The organism is Kitasatospora sp. NPDC004272 (genome assembly GCF_053603035.1).
In genome coordinates, this window is the sequence record NZ_JBSGET010000021.1 from 22,148 (window position 1) to 39,032 (window position 16,885).

Below are 16,885 nucleotides of genomic sequence, written 5' to 3' on the forward strand. Positions count from 1 at the left end.
GCGAGGGCCGGGCGTGGGGCGGGGCCGGGCGCGAGGCCGGGAGCGGGGGCCGGGCGCGGGCGGCCGGCTCAGAGCAGCTTGCGCGGGGCGACGGCCGGGGCGGGGTCGCCGGGGCGGCGGTGCGGGTGGAGCAGGGCGGCCGCGCCGCGGAGCCTGGCGGCGGCGCGGGTGGGGAGGACCAGGGTGTAGAGGTGGCCCTCGCCGCGGGGTCCCTCCACCAGCCAGGAGGTCCAGGGGAGTTGGAGGGTGGCGGCGGGGCTGAAGGCGATCGGGCGGCGTCCGGCGAGCGGGAGGTCCTGCAGGCCCAGCCGGCACCAGCTGGAGACGGTGAGGGTGCGGCGGGCCGGGTCGAAGCCGGCCGGGACGCACTCGGCGGCACGGTCGCGGCCGACGGTTTCGAGGAAGCGCAGGTTGCTCCGGACGCCGAGGTGCTTCTCGGTGAACTCCTCGACGGCGGTGCGCAGTTCGGCGGCGTACGCGGCGGGTCCGGTGCCGGGCCGGTAGGGCAGCCGGATCTCGCCGAGCAGGTTGCCCGGGGTGCCGTCGGGCAGTCCGAGGACGCGGCGGAGGTTGACCGGCACGGTGAGGGTCTGTTCCTCGTCGCCCGCGCCGTCGACCTCGCGCAGCACGTGCAGCAGGTGGGCGCAGAGCGCGTCGTTGGCGGACAGCCGGCGGCCGGTCGCGGCGCTGTGCGCGGCGCGCAGCCGTTCGGTCTCGGCGGGGGAGAACCAGACCTGGACGGTGCGGTTGGCGAGGGCGGCCCCGGTGACGGTGCGGCGCAGGGCGGCGCGTTCGGCGGGGTCGGGCAGCCGCAGGCCGGGGGTGCCGCAGTCCTCGGCGGGGAGGTGGGCGTCGAGCTGTCCGTCCCGGTCGGCGGCGCGGTGGACCTCGGGCAGGTCGGTGCCCTCGGTGCAGGCGGACCAGGTGCGCAGCAGCAGGGCGAAGGTCTGCATGTCGCCGACGGCGTGGTGCCAGGAGAGGCCGAGCGCGCAGGTGCCGTCGGTGAGCCGGTTGAGCCGGACGGTGAGCAGCGGCAGCGGTTCGCGGCGGGCCTCGGTGGCGCGGACGTGGTCGACCAGGCCGCCGGCGGGCAGCACCATCCGGTCGAGCGCCTCGGTGAGGGTGTAGGGGGCGTCGGCGACGGTGAAGGGGACGCCGGCGTCGTCGGTGTCGATCCAGAGGTCCCCGGCCGGGTCGGTGCGCAGCCGCCCGGCGAACTCGGGCAGGTGGCCGAGGGCGCGGGCGAGTCCGGCGGCGAGGGCGTCGGGGTCGAGCGGGCCGTCGTGGAAGAGCACCACGGAGACCGGCAGGTCGGCGAGCAGCAGGTCGCCGACGGAGCAGCGGACCGGGCCCGGGCCCGGGCGGCCGGCCCGGACGGTGCGGACCTCGGTGTCGGACGTCAGCGTGCCGGTCATCCCGGTTCCCTCCCCTGATCCCTGAAATGACGGGGGAACGATAGGGGCCCGCGGGCGGGGGACACCAGGGGTGTCCGAACGAACGGTTCCGCTTCGCACGGGTATGTGGTGTTTCTCATACCGATGCCCGAAAAGGCGGGAACGGGGTGAGCTGCGGTTTTCGTCCCCGGCCGAGCGGCGTCCCGATGGCTGGAAATGAAGGCAATCGACGCTAATAGATCATGCAATCAACGGAAACTGACCCTATCATCTGAGTGAAGTGAAGGTGATCGACCGGCTTCGGCCTCGGCCCGCTGCGGAAACAGTGGGGGTTACGGTTCCGGAATGGTTCAGCTCCACAACCGCCCGGGCGTCGACGAAGCCCCCGGAGTCCAAGCCTCGGGGGGCGTCCGCTCCAAGGGCCTCAACAGCAACTCGGTGGGCCTGCTCGGCAACGCGGTGATCGGCGTGTCCACCGTCGCCCCGGTGTACTGCCTGACCACCACCCTGGGCACCACGGTGGCCGCCGTCGGCCTGCGGATGCCGGCCCTGTTCCTGGCCGGCTTCCTGCCGATGATGCTGGTGGCCTTCGCCTACCGGGAACTGAACAAGGCGATCCCGGACAGCGGCACCTCGTTCACCTGGACGGTCAAGGCGTTCGGCCCCAAGGTCGGCTGGATGTGCGGCTGGGGCCTGGTGATCGCGACGATCATCGTGCTCTCCAACCTGGCGGGCGTCGCCACCGAGTACCTGTACCTGCTGCTCGGCGAGATCACCCGCAGCGACTCGGTCGCGGCGCTGAACGGCAACAGGCTGGTCCACGTGGTCACCTGCCTGGCGCTGATCGCGGTCGCCACCCTGATCAGCTACCGCGGCATGACCGCCACCAAGGGCGTCCAGTACGCCCTGGTCGGGCTGCAGTTGGCCGTGCTGGGCCTGTTCGGCGTGATGGCGATCGCCAAGTCCGCCGGCCACGGCGCGGCCGGTTCGCTGCACTTCTCCTGGAGCTGGCTCGACCCGTTCCGGGCCAGCTCCTTCACCTCGTTCGTGGCGGGCCTGTCGCTCTCGCTGTTCATGTACTGGGGCTGGGACGCCTGCCTGAGCGCCAACGAGGAGACCGGCGGCAGCGAGAAGACCCCGGGTCGGGCCGCGATGCTGGCGATGGCGGTGCTGGTCGGCTCCTACCTGTTCACCGCCGTCGCGGTGCAGATGTACGCGGGCGTCGGCACCACCGGCACCGGCCTGGGCAACCCGGAGACCTCCTCCAACGTGCTGGCCGTGCTGGCCGGCCCGGTGATGGGCACCGGCCTGGGCGTGCTGCTGTTCGTCGCGGTGCTGGCCTCCGCCTCGGCGAGCCTGCAGACCACCTTCATCCCGGTCAGCCGCACCGTGCTGGCGATGAGCGTGTACGAGGCGCTGCCCGCCTCCTTCACCGCCGTCAACGAGCGCTACCGGACCCCGGGGCGGGCGATCGTCACCGCGGGCGTCGGCACCGGCGCGTTCTACACCGTGATGACCCTGGTCAGCTCGCACGTGCTGGCCGACACCATCGCCGCGCTGACCCTGATGATCTGCTTCTACTACTCGCTGACCGCGTTCGCCTGCGCCTGGTACTTCCGGCGCGACTTCCGCGCCTCGGTCCGCGACGCGCTGCTCAAGTGCGTGTTCCCGCTGATCGGCGGGCTCACCCTGGCCGCGATCTTCGGCAAGTCGCTGGTCGACATGGCCGACCCCGCCTACGGCAGCGGCAGTTCGGTGTTCGGCGTCGGCTCGGTGTTCGTGGTCGGGGCCGGCCTGCTGGCCCTCGGCCTGGTGGTGATGGCCGTGATGACGCGCCGCAGCCCGGCGTTCTTCCGCGGCGAAGTGCTCACCCGGGACACCCCCGCCCTGGTCATCCCCGACTGAGCCGGGGAGCGCGCGAAGGGCCCCGAACCGCGCGGTTCGGGGCCCTTCGACGGGTCCGGACGGGCGTCGCGGCGCGCGACGGACGTCTCAGTACGCGACGGTGAAGCGCTCGCCGAGGTGCTTCGGCTCCTCGACCTCGTCCAGCAGCGCCACCGCGTAGTCCTCGGTGGAGATCCGGCTCTCGCCGTCCGCGCCGATCAGCAGGTCCTCCAGGCCCTCGCGGTAGGAGCCGGTGCGCTCGCCGGGGGCGATGGTGCCCGCCGGGGAGAGGTTGGTCCAGCGCAGGTCGGTGACGGTGCGCAGGTAGTCCAGCGCGTCGCCGTGCGCGTGCATGATCTGCAGCAGGAACTCCGGCAGGCCCGGGGTGTCCCAGACCTGCTTGCCGTCGGGGGTGCGCAGCGAGCCCGCGCCGCCGACGGTGAGCAGCCGCGGCGCGTCGGCGCCCAGCGTGCGCAGGCCCGCCACCAGCGACTCGAAGGACGGCGCGATCAGCGCCTGGTGGCCCGGCCCGTCGCCGCCGCCGACCGCGCTGACCACCACGTCCGCGCCCTTGGCGCTGTCGGCCACCGAGGCCGGGTCCAGCACGTCGCCGGTCACGACGGTCAGCGCCGGGTGCGCGACGGGGAGCTTGGCGGGGTCGCGGACCACGGCGGTCACGGTGTGGCCGCGGCGCAGCGCCTCGTCCAGCACGCGGGAGCCGATGGTGCCGGTGGCGCCGTACAGGGTGATGGTGCTCATCGTGGACGTGTCTCCTCTGGTGGGTTCAGCCGCTTGGCGTTTTCCGTCGTCGGATCGACCGTACGGGTGCCCGGGCCAGCTGGGCGAGGTGCCGGGCCGACAGCTCCTGGTGAAAAACGGACACCGGTCGGGGCGGGGAGAGCGGCCCGGGGGCGCGGCTCTGCAACGTTCTGTTGAAACGCACCTTGACGGCCCCGGTGCGGCCGCCTTAGCTTGCTTTCGCATTCCAAAACTATTCTTCCGCATCGCGGAAGTAGCGTCGACGGCAGGAGTAGCCGATGCCCCGCATGACAGCCGCCCGCGCGGCCGTGGAGATCCTCAAGCTCGAAGGCGTCGAGGTGGCGTTCGGCGTGCCCGGCGCCGCGATCAACCCCTTCTACGCCGCGCTCAAGGCGTCCGGCGGGATCCGGCACACCCTGGCCCGGCACGTCGAGGGCGCTTCGCACATGGCCGAGGGCTACACCCGGGCGAGGGCGGGCAACATCGGCGTCTGCGTCGGCACCTCGGGGCCGGCCGGCACCGACATGATCACCGGCCTGTACTCGGCGATCGCCGACTCGATCCCGATCCTGTGCATCACCGGCCAGGCCCCCGTCGCCCGGCTGCACAAGGAGGACTTCCAGGCCGTCGACATCGCCTCGATCGCCAGGCCGGTCACCAAGGCCGCCACCACCGTGCTGGAGGCCGCGCAGGTCCCCGGCGTGTTCCAGCAGGCGTTCCACCTGATGCGCTCCGGCCGGCCCGGCCCGGTGCTGATCGACCTGCCGATCGACGTGCAGCTCACCGAGATCGAGTTCGACCCCGAGGCGTACCAGCCGCTGGCGGTCCACAGGCCCGCCGCCAACCGGATCCAGATCGAGAAGGCGATCGCGCTGCTCCAGGAGTCCGAGCGGCCGCTGATCGTGGCCGGCGGCGGCGTCATCAACGCGGACGCCGCCGAACTGCTGCTGGAGTTCGCCGAGTTGACCGGCGTCCCGGTCGTCCCGACGCTGATGGGCTGGGGCGTCGTCCCGGACGACCACGGGCTCAACGCGGGCATGGTCGGCCTGCAGACCTCGCACCGCTACGGCAACGAGAACTTCCTCGCCTCCGACTTCGTCCTCGGCATCGGCAACCGCTGGGCCAACCGCCACACCGGCGGCCTGGACGTCTACACCGCGGGCCGGAAGTTCGTCCACATCGACGTGGAGCCCACCCAGATCGGCCGGATCTTCGCCCCCGACCTGGGCATCGCCTCCGACGCGGGGGCCGCGCTGGTGCTGCTGCTGGAGGTGGCCCGCGAACTCGCCGCCGCCGGACGGCTGAAGGACCGCCGGGAGTGGGCCGCGAGCACCCAGGAGCGGCGGGCCGCGCTCCAGCGCAAGACCCACTTCGACGAGGTGCCGCTCAAGCCGCAGCGGGTCTACGAGGAGATGAACCGCGCCTTCGGCCCGGAGACCCGGTACGTCACCACCATCGGCCTCTCGCAGATCGCCGGCGCCCAACTGCTGCACGTCCACAAGCCCCGGCACTGGATCAACTGCGGCCAGGCCGGCCCGCTCGGCTGGACGATCCCGGCCGCCCTCGGGGTGGCCACCGCCGACCCCCAGGGGCAGGTGGTGGCGCTCTCCGGCGACTACGACTTCCAGTTCATGATCGAGGAGCTGGCGGTCGGCGCGCAGCACCGGATCCCCTACGTCCACGTGCTGGTCAACAACTCCTACCTCGGGCTCATCCGGCAGGCGCAGCGCAACTTCGACATCGACTTCCAGGTGAAGCTGGAGTTCGAGAACGTCAACGCCCCCGAGCTGGGCGTCTACGGCGTCGACCACGTCCGGGTCGCCGAGGGCCTGGGCTGCAAGGCGATCCGGGTCACCCGCCCCGAGGAACTGCTGCCCGCGTTCGAGCAGGCCAAGAAGCTGGCCGCCGAGTTCCGCGTCCCGGTGGTGGTCGAGGCGATCCTGGAGCGGGTCACCAACATCTCGATGGCCGCCGCGGACATCGACAAGGTCGTGGAGTGGGAGGAGCTCGCCACCGGCCCGGAGGACGCCCCGACCGCGATCCGGCCCCTGGCGGTCTGACCGCGGGGGCGGCCGGCGGCCCTGCGGGGCGGGCGGGTTGACGGTGCGTCGGGGACGGTGGGGCTCTTGACACAATGTCATGGGCGCGCCAACTTAGGGGAACCCCCGTAGGACCCCCGTGGTACCCCCACACCCCCCGAGAGGCACCCTCATGAAGAAGCCGCTCACCGGTGCGCTCTGCGCGCTGACCCTCGCCGGGGCCACCGCCCTGGCCACCGCCGCCCCCGCCTCCGCCGCTACCGTGACCTTCGCGGGCACGGTCGCGCTCAGCAACTGCTCCGGATCGCTGGTGCGGATGCCCACCTCGGTGGACAGCGACCCCGGACTGATCCTCACCAACGGCCACTGCCTGGAGAGCGGCATGCCCGCCGCCGGACAGGTCGTCACCGACCAGGCGTCCAACCGCAGTTTCACCCTGCTCAGCTCCACCGGCGGCAGCCTCGGCACGGTCCGCGCCAACCGGGTCCTCTACTCGACGATGACCGACACCGACGTCACCCTCTACCGGCTGAGCACCAGCTACGCGACGATCAAGAGCCGCTACGGGATATCCCCGCTGACCGTGTCCACCGCCCACCCGGTGGCCGGCAGCGCGATCAAGGTGGTCTCCGGCTACTGGAAGAAGACCTACTCCTGCAGCGTCGACGGCTTCGCCTACCGGCTCAAGGAGGGCGGCTGGACCTTCAAGGACTCGGTCCGCTACACCTCCGGCTGCGACATCATCGGCGGCACCTCCGGCTCCCCGGTGATCGACGTCAACACCGGCCAGGTCGTCGCGGTGAACAACACGATCAACGAGGACGGCCAGGTCTGTACGTTGAACAATCCCTGTGAGGTCGACCAGAACGGCACCGTCACCATCCACCCCGGCATCGGCTACGCCCAGGAGACCTACACCATCCCGAACTGCTTCGGGCCGGGCAACGCGCTCGACCTGACCCGGACGGGCTGCGTGCTGCCCCGCCCGTGAGCGGGCTCAGGCCCCCGGGTCCGCCCGGGGGCCGGGCAGGACCAGCCGGGCCAGCGCGCCGCCGTCCGGATGGTCGGACAGCCGCAGCTCGGCGCCGATCGCCCGGGCGTGCCCCTGCGCGATGGTCAGGCCCAGGCCGTGGCCGCCGCCGCGCTCCCGGGCGCCGGTGCGGAACCGGCGCGGCCCCTCGCGCAGGACCTCCTCGGGGAAGCCCGGCCCGTGGTCGCGCACGGTCACGGTGCCCCCCTCGACCGTCACCACGACCGGCGGCCGACCGTGCCGCTGGGCGTTGGCCAGCAGGTTGGCGAGCACCCGGTCCAACCGGCGCGGATCGGTGCTGACCACCGCGTCGGCGACGACCCGCAGCTCGACCCCGCCGCCGACCGCCCCGCCGCCGGCCGCCAGGACCCGGGCCAGCAGCGGCCCGAGCGGCAGGTCCGCCAGCTCCGGGGCGTCGGCCCCGGAGTCCAGCCGGGACACCTCCAGCAGGTCCTCCGTCAGGTCGCGCAGCGCCCGCACCCGGTCGCGGACCAGCTCGGTCGGGCGGCCGGGCGGCAGCAGCTCGGACGCGGTCAGCAGACCGGTCAGCGGTGTGCGCAGCTCGTGCGCCACGTCCGCGGTGAAGCGCTGCTCGCCCACCAGCCGGCTGCGCAGCGCCGCCGACATCGAGTCGACCGCGGCGGCCAGTTCGGCCACCTCGTCGCGGGCCCGGCCGAGCGGCCCGATCCGGGCGTCCAGGTCGCCCCGGGCGATGGTGCGGGCGGTCCGGGCCGCGGTCCGCAGCCGGCTGCTGATCCGGTCGGCGGCCAGCACCCCGGCGAGCACCGTGACCAGCACCGACAGGGCGGCGCCGACCGCCACCGCGCGGTCCAGCTCGGCGATCGCCCGGGCGTCCTCGGCGTAGTCGATCCGCACCGACAGCACCCGCCCGTCCGCGCCGGCCGCCGCCCACATCGCGGGGCCGGCCGGGCCCGGGCCGAGCGCCGAACCCTGCCGGCCCCGCAGGGCCAACTGCCTTAGCTCCGGCGGCAGTTCCGGGTCGCCTTCGGCGGCGTGCCAGCCTGCGACCAGCTCCCCGGTCCCGTCGTACCCGGTCAGCACCGCGTCCAGGGCGGTCAGCGCGGACTTGCGGGCCTGGTCGGTGTGCTGGCGCACCGAAGCCTGGTGGACCAGCAGCCCCACCGCGAGCGCGACCAGGCAGGAGACCAGCGCGATCACGGCGGCGATCTGGCGGCGCAGCGTCACGGCGTCCGCCGCAGCTTGTAGCCGAAGCCCCGGACGGTCTCGATCCGGGCGGCGCCGATCTTCGCCCGCAGCCGCTGGACGTGCACGTCCACCACCCGGCTGTCGGCGCCCCAGGAGTAGTCCCAGACCCGCTCCAGCAGGGTCTGGCGTTCCAGCACCACGCCCGGCGAGGCGGTGAACTCCAGCAGCAGCCGCAGCTCGGTCGGGGTCAGCGGTACCGGCCGGCCGGCCACCCTGACCTCCATGGCGTCGGTGTCCACCTCCAGGCCGTCGATCACCCGGACCGCGGGCCCCGGGCCCGGCACCGCGGCCGGGGCGGCGGCGGTCGCGGCGGCGGCCGGTCCGAAACCGGTGCGCCGCAGCACGGTGCGGATCCGGGCGACCAGCACGGCGATCTCGAACGGCTTGACCACGTAGTCGTCGGCGCCCGCCTCCAGGCCGGAGACCACGTCGACCGGCTCGGTGCGGGCCGACATCATCAGGATCGGCAGCTGGCTCTCCTCGCGGATCCGCCGGCACAGCCCGACCCCGTCGAGCAGCGGCAGCATCACGTCGAGCAGCAGCAGGTCCGGCGGCGCGGCGCGGAACCGCTCCAGGCCCTCCAGGCCGTCCCCCGCGGTCTCCACCGGGAAGCCGTAGCGCTCCAGGGCGAGTTGGGTGGTCTCGCGGATCACCTCGTCGTCCTCGACCAGCAGGATCCGCGGGGTGCCGGGCACGGGGGCGCTCACCGGTCCTCCCGGGTGGCGGGGCTGAAGGAGGCGCTCGGGGCGAGCGTCGGGACGGCACTCGGTACGGGCGCCGGCTCGGGCGCGGCGGACGGCGTGCGGGTCGGCGCCAGCAGGACCACCGACCCGCAGGGGTCCGCGGCCGGGCAGTCGGAGCTGTCCGCGTCCGGCCCGGTGACCGCGACCCGCCGGTCGACGAGCACCGGCAGCTCGCCGTTCCAGCGGTAGGTGCGGCTGGTCTCCACGGACGGGCTGAAGCTCTCGCGCACGATCAGGTCCGTTCCGACGGTCTCGGCGGCGAAGTCCGGCTGCACCGCCACGGCCAGCACCGGCAGCACCTCGCGGCCGCGCAGGGCGTAGACGTGCAGCACCGCCCGCGGGGCGTCCGGGCCGGTGCCGGAGAGCACGGCGGTCAGCAGTTCGGGGCTGCCGTCCCCGTCGAGGTCCCGGTACTGGGCGGGGCGGACCTCGCAGCCCGGGCACCCGCCCGCCAGGCCCCGGCGCTCGTCCCCGGTGAGGCCGGCGTCCGCCGCGAGCACCGTGCGGGCGTCGACCCCGGTGAGCGTGTCGAGCGCCAGCCCGGGCAGCGGGGCGGGCCGCTCCAGTTCGACCGGCGCGGGCGGCGGCGCCGCGGGCGCCGACCCGGCGGTCGGCCACAGCGGCTGCGCGCTCGGGTGCGAGCGGACCGGCCGGGCCGCCCCGGCGTCCTCCAGCTCGCCGGGGGCCCGGCAGCCGGTGACCGCGAGGACGATCGGCAGGCCGAGCAGGGCGCACCTGACCAGGGCGGTGCGGAGGGGCCGGATCCTCACGTCGGACGGTGCCTTTCGGTCGGCGGGCGGGGTACGGGGTGCGGCCAGTCTGCACCACCGGCGGCGGCCGCCCGCCGCCCCGGGGGACGGCGGCCGGCCGGTCGGTCGCAGTCCCGGCCGGCGCGCTCACGGCAGCGGGTCGGCGAAGACGACGATGTTGTCGGAGTAGTGGCCGTCACCGCCGAGCGTGCCGCCGCAGGTGACCAGCCGCAGCTGCGGGCCCGCGGCCGCGCCGTACACCAGCTCGGTCGGGAACGCGTCCTTGGCGTACTGGTGCAGCTCGCGCACCAGGTAGGCGCGGGTGCCGCCGTCCTGCTGCCGGACCTCGATCCGATCGCCCGGCCGCAGCCCCGGCACCCCGTGGAACACCGCCGGGCCCCTGCGGGTGTCGTAGTGCCCGAGCAGCACGGTCGGCCCCTCCCCGGCGCGGAACCAGCCGACCTGCCCCGGCCGGTCGAGCGGCGGCACCTCCACGGTGCCGTCCGGATTGAGCCCGACCCCCAGCACCGGGGCGTCCACCCCGATCCGGGGAACCACCACCCGCACCGGCGGGGAGAACACCGGAGCCGCGACGGACGACGCAACCCCCGGCGCCGGGGCCACCGGGGACGGGACGCCGACGGGGGCCGCCGCGACGACCCGCACCGGCGCGGGCGCGGAACCGCGGGAGGCCGCCACCGTCACCCCGCCGGCCAGCAGCAGCCCGACCGCCAAGGCCGGCGCCCACCAGCGGCGCCGGCCACGGCGGCCCTCCGGGCTAGGCCCGGGAGTCGGCACGGCGCCGGAGGACGAGCAGCCCGATCCCGGCCGCACCGGCCGCAGCGAGCCCGACCCCGACCACCAGCCCGGTCACCGAACCGCCGTCGACCGCCGCCTCACCGGTCTGCGCACCACCCCTGGGCAGGCCGCCGTTCTTCGGGTCGACCGCCGGCTTCGGCGCCAACGACGGCGTGGCAGCGCCCGGGACGGGCGACGCAACGGCCGAGACACTCGCGGACGGGGCGGCGGTCGGGGACGCGGACGGGGCGGCGGTGTCCGCGAACGCGACGGCGCCCGGCAGCACGAACGCACCGACGGCGAGAGCCGGAACCAGCGCGAGCCGCGCCACCCGGCGGACGGAAGCGGTACCTGACATCGGGATCCTCCGATCGTTCGTCGCCCGCGACCGGGACGGCCCCGGGTCGACGACGCCCACGCTAGGAAGCCCGCCGCACGACCGGCCGCCGGCGGGGTAACGGCCACCGCCCGGCTCTGTAACAGTCCGCGGGAGGAGCGCATTCAGGGGCTCGGCAGTGCGCGGACCGCCAGGGGCTCGGGGAACGGCGAGGCCAGGTCTGCTGACGGTTCACTGCCGGAGCGCGCGTCTGCTGCCGGTTCCCTTGAAGACACGCAGCAGCACGGACCTTCGATGGGCTCCGGCCGTCAGCAGCACGGACTCGCCGTTCCCCGAGCCCCTGAATGCGCGCTCTGCCGAGCCCCTGAGCGCGCGCGCTGCCGAGCCCCTGACCGGGCTCTGCCCGGGCCCCCGGATAAGCGCTGCTAGCGTGGCGGGCGTCGAGGTTCCGTTGTGGTGGAAGGGTCGCGCCGGCGATGGCCAAGTTCCTGCTGAGTCTGCACCTGCTGGTCGTGGCGCTGTGCATCGGTCCGGTCGCGGTGGCGGTGAGCATGTTCCCGCGCAAGGCGAAGGCCGCCCTCGCGGCGGGCCCGGAGCAGCCGGCCGCGCAGGTCTCGGTGCGGCTGCTGCACCGGATCAGCAACGTGTACGCGCTGATCGGTCTCGGCATCCCGCTGCTGGGCATCGGCACCGCGCAGGCGATGGGCGTGCTGGGCAACGCCTGGCTGATCACCTCGATCGTGCTGACGGCCGTCGCGGCGGGCGTGCTGCTGCTGGTGGTGCTGCCCGGTCAGCAGGCGACCGTCGACGCGCTGGACGCGACCGAGGACAAGGACGCCGAAACGGCGCGCGCCACCGGCAAGTTGAAGGCGCTGCCGATGACGGCGGGCGTGTTCAACCTGCTGTGGGCGGTCGTCCTGGTGCTGATGGTCATCCGGCCGGGGTCGACGAACGGGGCGTGACCCCGCGCACCTCGACCGCGGCGAGCAGTCGGGCGGTGGCGGCGGCGACCGCGGCCACCGCCGCGTCGAACGCCTCGCGGTTGTGGGCGGCGGGCACCCGGAACCCGGAGACCTTGCGGACGTACTGCAGCGCCGCCGCGTGCACGTCCTCGGGGGTGGCGTCGGGCGTCATCGGCGGGCGGAGCGTCTTGATGCTTCGGCACATGCCTCCAGTCTGCCGCGCCGCACCGACAGTCCGGCTCAGCCCGGGAGCTTGCGCAGCCGGGTCCCGGCCCGTTCGACGGCGCGGGCCACCACCGCGGTCTCCACCCGGCGGACCCCCAGCGGGCCCAGCACCTCGGTCTGGAACCGGTAGAGGGCCGGGTGGTCGGGGCAGAACACGGCGGCCATCAGGTTGGTCGGCCCGCTGGTGGCCAGCACCCCGTGCACCTGCGGGTGCCGGGCCAGCGCCTCGCCGGTCGCGGCGAGCCGTCCGGGCCCGAACCGTCGGTGGGTGCTGGGAGGATGCGGGGCATGGAGTTTCGTGATGCGGAGGAGCTGCGGCGGGTCTGCGCCGAGCGGTTGGGGGAGGGCCCCGGGGCGCAGTTCGCGGAGCTGGCGCGGCGCGGGTTCCGGCTGGAGGCCGCCACGGCGGACGCGCCGCCGACCGGCCGGTGCCGGCTCGGCGGGGCGGCGCTGCTCGAACCGGGCACGCCCTGGCCGGAGTTGGAGGGCGTGCCGCTGTCCCTGCACGCGGTCCTGGACACCGACGCGCTCGCGCCCTGGCTCGGCGCCGAACTGCCGCTCCGGCCGGGCCTGTTGAACTTCTTCTACCTCGATCCGGAGATCCCCTACGAGGAGTACCGCCGGCTCGACAGGTCCACCGCCCCGGACTTCCGGGTGCTCGCCGCCGATCCCGGGCGGGCGGTCGAGGTGCCCGCGCCCGCCCCGGCCCGGAGCTACCCGGCCCGGCCGGTCCACGCGGTCGGGTCGGTGATGCTGCCGGACTGCTGGGACGTCGACGACGACTTCGCGTACGACCGGGACCGGCGCTGGGGCGCGGCGGAGGTGGTCCTCGACCGGCTGGAGGACTTCGACGGGAACACCGCCGGGCGGCACTGCGCGTTCGGCTGGCCGGACACCTCGTACAGCACCGCGGTGACCCGCCGGGACGCCGACGGGCCCCTGGTCCACCTGCTCCAGCTCGCCGCCGACGAGGAGCTCGGCTGGGCCTGGGGCGACGACGGGTCGATCTACTTCGGCATCCCGCCGGCCGCCTTCGCGGCGGGCGACTTCGCCCGGGCCGAGTGGGAGGGGCGCTGCGGCTGAACCGCCCTCAGAGCTCCCGCAGTCGCACCGGCACCGTCGCGGCGGCGGTGAACACGGCGGCTGTGGTGGTGAGTTCGAGGTAGTGCAGGTCGCCGTCCCGGTGGGCGGTGGGCGGGTCGAGCGGGAGGTGCGAGAGGTCGAGCTCGCCGAGGGTGTCGAGGGTGGCGCGGCCGAGCTTGATCAGCGCCTCCTTGCGCACCCACAGCCGGAGGAAGGCGGCGGCGGGGTCGGGGTGGCCCTGGACCAGCGCGGCCTCGGCGGGGGCGAGGACGTGCTGGAGGGTGGCCGGGGCGCTGTCGCGCCGGCCGAGGTACTCGACGTCGACGCCGACCGGGACGGGGCCGGCCGCGGCGGCGATCACGCCGTGGGTGTGCGACAGGCTCAGGTGGGTGCCGGGGCGGTCGGTGAGGTACGGGCGGCCGTGGACGGTGCTGCCGCAGCCGGGACACTGCTGGCCGAAGGCGATCGCGGCGGGCTCGGTGCCCAGGTGCGCGGCGGCGCAGTACCGGACCAGCAGGTGGGCCGCGAGGTAGTCGTCGCGGTCGCCGTCCCGCCGGAACCGCTGCAGGCGTTCGCGTTCGAACCCGGTGAGCCACCGCTCGTCGGCGTCCGGGCGGGCGAGCACCTCGGCGGTGGTGGCGAGCATGGCGAACGGGGGGTTCGGCACGGGTCTCCCTTCCCGGGGCCGGCGGGGGTCGCCGGCGGTTTCATCGACGCAGGATCAAAATAGTCCGTTCGAATGATTTTTCGGCGGGTCGGTGTCCCGCTGTTCGAGACGGCGGGAGCGCTTCCCCTTTGCTGACCAGGTCTGCTGTCTGCTGACCAACCGTCAACGAGAGGGGTGTCCGTGCGACACGGCGTCCGTGGCAAGAACCCGCTGCTCCGCCTCGCGGCGGTGACGGCGCTCGTCGCCGCTCCACTGATCACACTGGCCGCGTCCGGAGAGGCCGCCCAGATGCTCCCGCCGCTGGGCCCGTGCTCGGGCCCCAACTGCCCGAGCCAGTGGGACCCGCCGCACACCGGACCTTTCGTCGGCGAGGACGCCACGCTCAACGTCTTCGTGGGCGGCGACTACCTGGTGCGGCAGAACGCGGCCGAGGCCGAGGGCAAGATCGCGATCCTCGGCAAGCTCGACATCGCGAAGGCCAACGGCGGCGCCTTCAACATGGGCGTGGTGGGCGCCGGCTCGATGGTCACCCCGCCGAACGCCACGGACCACGTCACGGTGGGCAGCTCGGTCTTCATGGAGAACAACCCGGCCAAGGACAACCCGAGCAAGCTGTTCATCGGCGGCACGGACTTCTTCGCCAACCCGCCGACGGCCCGCTGGGGCAACCTGGTGTACGGCACCACGCTGACCGGGGTCTACGACATCACCCCGCAGGGCCAGGCGATCCAGAACCCGGCGGCGATCGACGAGTTCAAGCCGCTGCGGCCGATCATCGAGCACCACTCCGCCTGCATGTGGGCCCAGGCGTCGACCGGCACCGTCACCACGGTGGGCGGGGTGCTGACGTTCACGGGTGACGGCACCAGCGCCCGCCAGGTGTTCAACTACGACGGGAACATCGGCGACATCTCGACCAACACCTTCCAGAACTTCGCGTTCGCGAACATCCCGCCCGGTGCCACGGTGATCGTCAACATGACGGGCGAGAACGTGTCGATCTACACCAAGAGCGGCACCGGCGAGGCCGACGACCCGCTGGTGGCGCTGCGGCCGAACCTGATCTGGAACTTCCCGCTGGCGAGCAGCGTGACGGTGGCGGGCGACGCCCAGTGGCAGGGCTCGATCATGACGGGCCAGGAGTCGAGCAACACCACGATCTCCAACCCGGGCACCAACGGCCGGGTGTACCTGGCGGGCAACCTGCTGCAGCAGGGCAGCGCTGGGACCGAGATCCACAACTACCCGTTCGACGGCGACCTGCCGGTCTGCGGTCCCAGCCCCTCCCCGTCGCCGAGCCCGTCCCCCTCCCCGTCGCCGAGCCCGTCTCCGTCGCCCTCGCCGTCGGACAGCGAGAGCCCCAGCCCGTCGCCCAGCCAGAGCACCAGCCCCGTGCCGTCGCCGAGCCCGAGCACCCCCGAGCCGACCGGCTCCCGTCCGCCGCACCCGCACCCGCTGCCGGACACCGGCGGCGGTGACCTGGTCGCCCCCGCGGCCGGGGCCGCCGCGGTGCTGCTGGGCCTGGGCGGCGGCGTGCTCGCGCTGGCCCGCCGCGCCCGCCGGGGCCGCCACGGCTGAGAACGCTGGTGAGTGACGGACGGCCGGGGCCCGCGGGCCCCGGCCGTTCCCGTGCGCCGGCGGGCCGTCAGGTGACCTCGCCGCGGCGGGCGAAGCGCTCGGCGCGCCACTCGCCGCTCGCCAGCACCTCGCGCAGGGCGGTGGCCGCGTCGTGCACGTCGGTGCGGGAGAGGTAGAGCGGGGTGAAGCCGAAGCGCATCAGGTCGGGGGCGCGGAAGTCGCCGATCACGCCGCGGGCGATCAGCGCCTGGACCACCGCGTAGCCGTCCGGGTGCCGCAGCGCGACCTGGCTGCCGCGCCGGGCGTGCTCCCGCGGGGTGACCGGTTCGACCTCCAGGTCGGCGGTCGACTCCAGGAACAGGTCGGACAGTTCGAGGCTCTTGGCGCGCACGGCGGCCGGGTCGGCCAGCTCCCAGACCTCCAGCGCGGCCTCCAGCGCGGCCAGGCCGAGGATCGGCGGGGTGCCGGTGAGGAACCGGGTGACGCCCCCGGCGGGCCGGTAGCCGGGCTCGAAGTCGAACTGCCGGGCGTGCCCGAACCAGCCGGTCAACGGCTGTGCGGCGTCGGCCTGGTGGCGGGCGGCGGCGTACAGGAAGGCGGGCGCGCCCGGGCCGCCGTTGAGGTACTTGTAGCCGCAGCCGACGGCGAAGTCGACGCCCGCCGCGTCCAGTTCGATCGGCAGCGCGCCCGCGGTGTGGCACAGGTCCCAGACGGCCAGCGCCCCGGCGGCGTGGATCCGCTCGGTGACGGCCGCCATGTCCAGCAGTTCGCCGGTGCGGTAGTCGACGTGCGAGAGCAGCACCACGGCGGCCTCGGAGTCCAGCACGGCGTCCAACCGGGCGGCGGAGTCCAGCAGGACGGTCCGGCTGCCCGGGTGCAGGGCGCCCAGGCCCTCGGCGACGTACCGGTCGGTGGGGAAGGCGTGCCGCTCGACGAGCAGCGCCGGGCGGCCGGGGCGCAGCCGCAGGGCCGCGCCGAGCACCTTGAACAGGTTGACCGAGGTGGAGTCGCAGACCACCACCTGGCCGGGCGCGGCGCCCAGCAGGTGCGCGCCGAGCCGGTCGCCGAGCCGCCCGGGCTGGTGGAACCAGCCGGCCTCGTTCCAGGACCGGATCAACCCGGTGCCCCACTCGCCCGCCACCACCTTCGCCAGGTGGCCGGGGGTGCGGCGGGGCAGCGCGCCCAGCGAGTTGCCGTCGAGGTAGAGCACCCCGGCGGGCAGGTCGAACTCGGCGCGCAGGGCGTGCAGCGGGTCGGCGGCGTCGCGGGCCGCGCACTGCTCACGGGTGGGGGTCACGGCATCGCTCCCGGAGGGTTCGGAGATCGTCGCGGTCGGCGGTCGGCGGTCGGCGGTCGGCGGTCGGCGGTCGGCGGTCGGGGCCGTGCGAGGGCCGGCCCGGCGGCCGGCGC

General features: G+C 74.4%; 17 protein-coding genes. 6 read left to right on the top strand and 11 right to left on the bottom strand.

Annotated elements, in window-relative coordinates:
• Positions 1–68 precede the first annotated feature (68 nt).
• Complete coding sequence (locus tag ACWEO5_RS09530) at positions 69–1,415, bottom strand: acyltransferase (protein WP_452161715.1); 1,347 nt, start codon at positions 1,413–1,415, stop codon at positions 69–71.
• Between the two features lie 324 nt (positions 1,416–1,739).
• Here ACWEO5_RS09530 and ACWEO5_RS09535 point away from each other — a divergent pair, with 324 nt between their 5' ends.
• Positions 1,740–3,299 carry an APC family permease gene (locus ACWEO5_RS09535; protein WP_452161717.1) on the top strand — a complete coding sequence of 520 codons (1,560 nt, stop codon included), beginning with the start codon at positions 1,740–1,742 and terminating at the stop codon, positions 3,297–3,299.
• Between the two features lie 87 nt (positions 3,300–3,386).
• Here ACWEO5_RS09535 and ACWEO5_RS09540 read toward each other — a convergent pair whose 3' ends face one another.
• Positions 3,387–4,037, bottom strand: a complete 651-nt coding sequence (locus ACWEO5_RS09540; protein ID WP_452161719.1) for an NAD(P)-dependent oxidoreductase — start codon at positions 4,035–4,037, stop codon at positions 3,387–3,389.
• 278 nt (positions 4,038–4,315) lie between these two features.
• Here ACWEO5_RS09540 and gcl point away from each other — a divergent pair, with 278 nt between their 5' ends.
• Positions 4,316–6,097, top strand: coding sequence for a glyoxylate carboligase (gene gcl / locus ACWEO5_RS09545; protein WP_452161721.1), 1,782 nt, complete (start codon positions 4,316–4,318; stop codon positions 6,095–6,097).
• A gap of 151 nt (positions 6,098–6,248) precedes the next feature.
• A complete protein-coding gene (locus ACWEO5_RS09550; RefSeq protein WP_452161723.1) occupies positions 6,249–7,067 on the top strand; it encodes a S1 family peptidase in 819 nt (272 codons plus the stop codon).
• A gap of 6 nt (positions 7,068–7,073) precedes the next feature.
• On the opposite strand, the gene ACWEO5_RS09555 is transcribed toward ACWEO5_RS09550, so the two are convergent.
• The 5 genes from ACWEO5_RS09555 to ACWEO5_RS09575 all read right to left on the bottom strand — a co-directional run bounded on the left by ACWEO5_RS09555 (position 7,074) and on the right by ACWEO5_RS09575 (position 10,981).
• Positions 7,074–8,312 carry an ATP-binding protein gene (locus tag ACWEO5_RS09555; RefSeq protein WP_452161725.1) on the bottom strand — a complete coding sequence of 413 codons (1,239 nt, stop codon included), beginning with the start codon at positions 8,310–8,312 and terminating at the stop codon, positions 7,074–7,076.
• Entirely contained in the window at positions 8,309–9,040 is a 732-nt protein-coding gene (cseB, locus tag ACWEO5_RS09560; protein WP_344555806.1) for a two-component system response regulator CseB, read from the bottom strand. Before cseB ends, ACWEO5_RS09555 begins: the two co-directional genes overlap by 4 nt.
• Complete coding sequence (locus ACWEO5_RS09565) at positions 9,037–9,846, bottom strand: hypothetical protein (protein WP_452161727.1); 810 nt, start codon at positions 9,844–9,846, stop codon at positions 9,037–9,039. Before ACWEO5_RS09565 ends, cseB begins: the two co-directional genes overlap by 4 nt.
• Positions 9,847–9,972: 126 nt before the next feature.
• Positions 9,973–10,560, bottom strand: a complete 588-nt coding sequence (locus ACWEO5_RS09570) for a sortase domain-containing protein (protein WP_452161729.1) — start codon at positions 10,558–10,560, stop codon at positions 9,973–9,975.
• A 43-nt stretch (positions 10,561–10,603) separates the two neighbouring features.
• Entirely contained in the window at positions 10,604–10,981 is a 378-nt protein-coding gene (locus ACWEO5_RS09575; RefSeq protein WP_452161731.1) for a hypothetical protein, read from the bottom strand.
• A gap of 455 nt (positions 10,982–11,436) precedes the next feature.
• On the opposite strand from ACWEO5_RS09575, the gene ACWEO5_RS09580 reads away from it, so the two are divergent.
• Positions 11,437–11,922, top strand: a complete 486-nt coding sequence (locus ACWEO5_RS09580) for a hypothetical protein (RefSeq protein ID WP_344555812.1) — start codon at positions 11,437–11,439, stop codon at positions 11,920–11,922.
• Here the strand turns inward: ACWEO5_RS09580 and ACWEO5_RS09585 are convergent.
• Together ACWEO5_RS09585 and ACWEO5_RS09590 are read right to left on the bottom strand one after the other, a co-directional pair.
• Positions 11,891–12,127 carry a DUF2277 domain-containing protein gene (locus ACWEO5_RS09585; RefSeq protein WP_452161733.1) on the bottom strand — a complete coding sequence of 79 codons (237 nt, stop codon included), beginning with the start codon at positions 12,125–12,127 and terminating at the stop codon, positions 11,891–11,893. The genes ACWEO5_RS09580 and ACWEO5_RS09585 overlap by 32 nt on opposite strands.
• 35 nt (positions 12,128–12,162) lie before the next feature.
• Complete coding sequence (locus ACWEO5_RS09590; protein WP_452161807.1) at positions 12,163–12,507, bottom strand: Lrp/AsnC ligand binding domain-containing protein; 345 nt, start codon at positions 12,505–12,507, stop codon at positions 12,163–12,165.
• Between ACWEO5_RS09590 and ACWEO5_RS09595 the strand changes: the two genes are divergently transcribed.
• Positions 12,436–13,230 (top strand): DUF1963 domain-containing protein, encoded by a 795-nt coding sequence (locus tag ACWEO5_RS09595; protein WP_452161735.1) that lies wholly within the window; start codon positions 12,436–12,438, stop codon positions 13,228–13,230. The two genes, ACWEO5_RS09590 and ACWEO5_RS09595, sit on opposite strands and share 72 nt — an antisense overlap.
• 7 nt (positions 13,231–13,237) lie before the next feature.
• Here the strand turns inward: ACWEO5_RS09595 and ACWEO5_RS09600 are convergent, their stop codons facing one another.
• The gene (locus ACWEO5_RS09600) at positions 13,238–13,897 is read right to left on the bottom strand and encodes a 4'-phosphopantetheinyl transferase family protein (protein ID WP_452161737.1); all 660 of its coding nucleotides are present in this window, start codon (positions 13,895–13,897) and stop codon (positions 13,238–13,240) included.
• Positions 13,898–14,071: 174 nt separating this feature from the next.
• Between ACWEO5_RS09600 and ACWEO5_RS09605 the strand changes: the two genes are divergently transcribed.
• On the top strand, positions 14,072–15,475 hold the full coding sequence (locus tag ACWEO5_RS09605) for a choice-of-anchor A family protein (protein ID WP_452161739.1): 1,404 nt from the start codon (positions 14,072–14,074) through the stop codon (positions 15,473–15,475).
• Between the two features lie 67 nt (positions 15,476–15,542).
• Here ACWEO5_RS09605 and kynU read toward each other — a convergent pair whose 3' ends face one another.
• Entirely contained in the window at positions 15,543–16,772 is a 1,230-nt protein-coding gene (gene kynU, locus ACWEO5_RS09610) for a kynureninase (RefSeq protein WP_452161741.1), read from the bottom strand.
• Positions 16,773–16,885: the final 113 nt, after the last annotated feature.

Excerpts from the sequence above, each read along its gene's own strand:
- ACWEO5_RS09530 (WP_452161715.1), bottom strand. The coding sequence starts at position 1,415 with ATGACCGGCACGCTGACGTCCGACACCGAGGTCCGCACCGTCCGGGCC.
- ACWEO5_RS09535 (WP_452161717.1), top strand. The coding sequence starts at position 1,740 with ATGGTTCAGCTCCACAACCGCCCGGGCGTCGACGAAGCCCCCGGAGTC.
- ACWEO5_RS09595 (WP_452161735.1), top strand. The coding sequence starts at position 12,436 with ATGGAGTTTCGTGATGCGGAGGAGCTGCGGCGGGTCTGCGCCGAGCGG.
- ACWEO5_RS09550 (WP_452161723.1), top strand. The coding sequence starts at position 6,249 with ATGAAGAAGCCGCTCACCGGTGCGCTCTGCGCGCTGACCCTCGCCGGG.
- ACWEO5_RS09575 (WP_452161731.1), bottom strand. The coding sequence starts at position 10,981 with ATGTCAGGTACCGCTTCCGTCCGCCGGGTGGCGCGGCTCGCGCTGGTT.
- ACWEO5_RS09580 (WP_344555812.1), top strand. The coding sequence starts at position 11,437 with ATGGCCAAGTTCCTGCTGAGTCTGCACCTGCTGGTCGTGGCGCTGTGC.
- ACWEO5_RS09585 (WP_452161733.1), bottom strand. The coding sequence starts at position 12,127 with ATGTGCCGAAGCATCAAGACGCTCCGCCCGCCGATGACGCCCGACGCC.
- ACWEO5_RS09540 (WP_452161719.1), bottom strand. The coding sequence starts at position 4,037 with ATGAGCACCATCACCCTGTACGGCGCCACCGGCACCATCGGCTCCCGC.
- gcl (WP_452161721.1), top strand. The coding sequence starts at position 4,316 with ATGCCCCGCATGACAGCCGCCCGCGCGGCCGTGGAGATCCTCAAGCTC.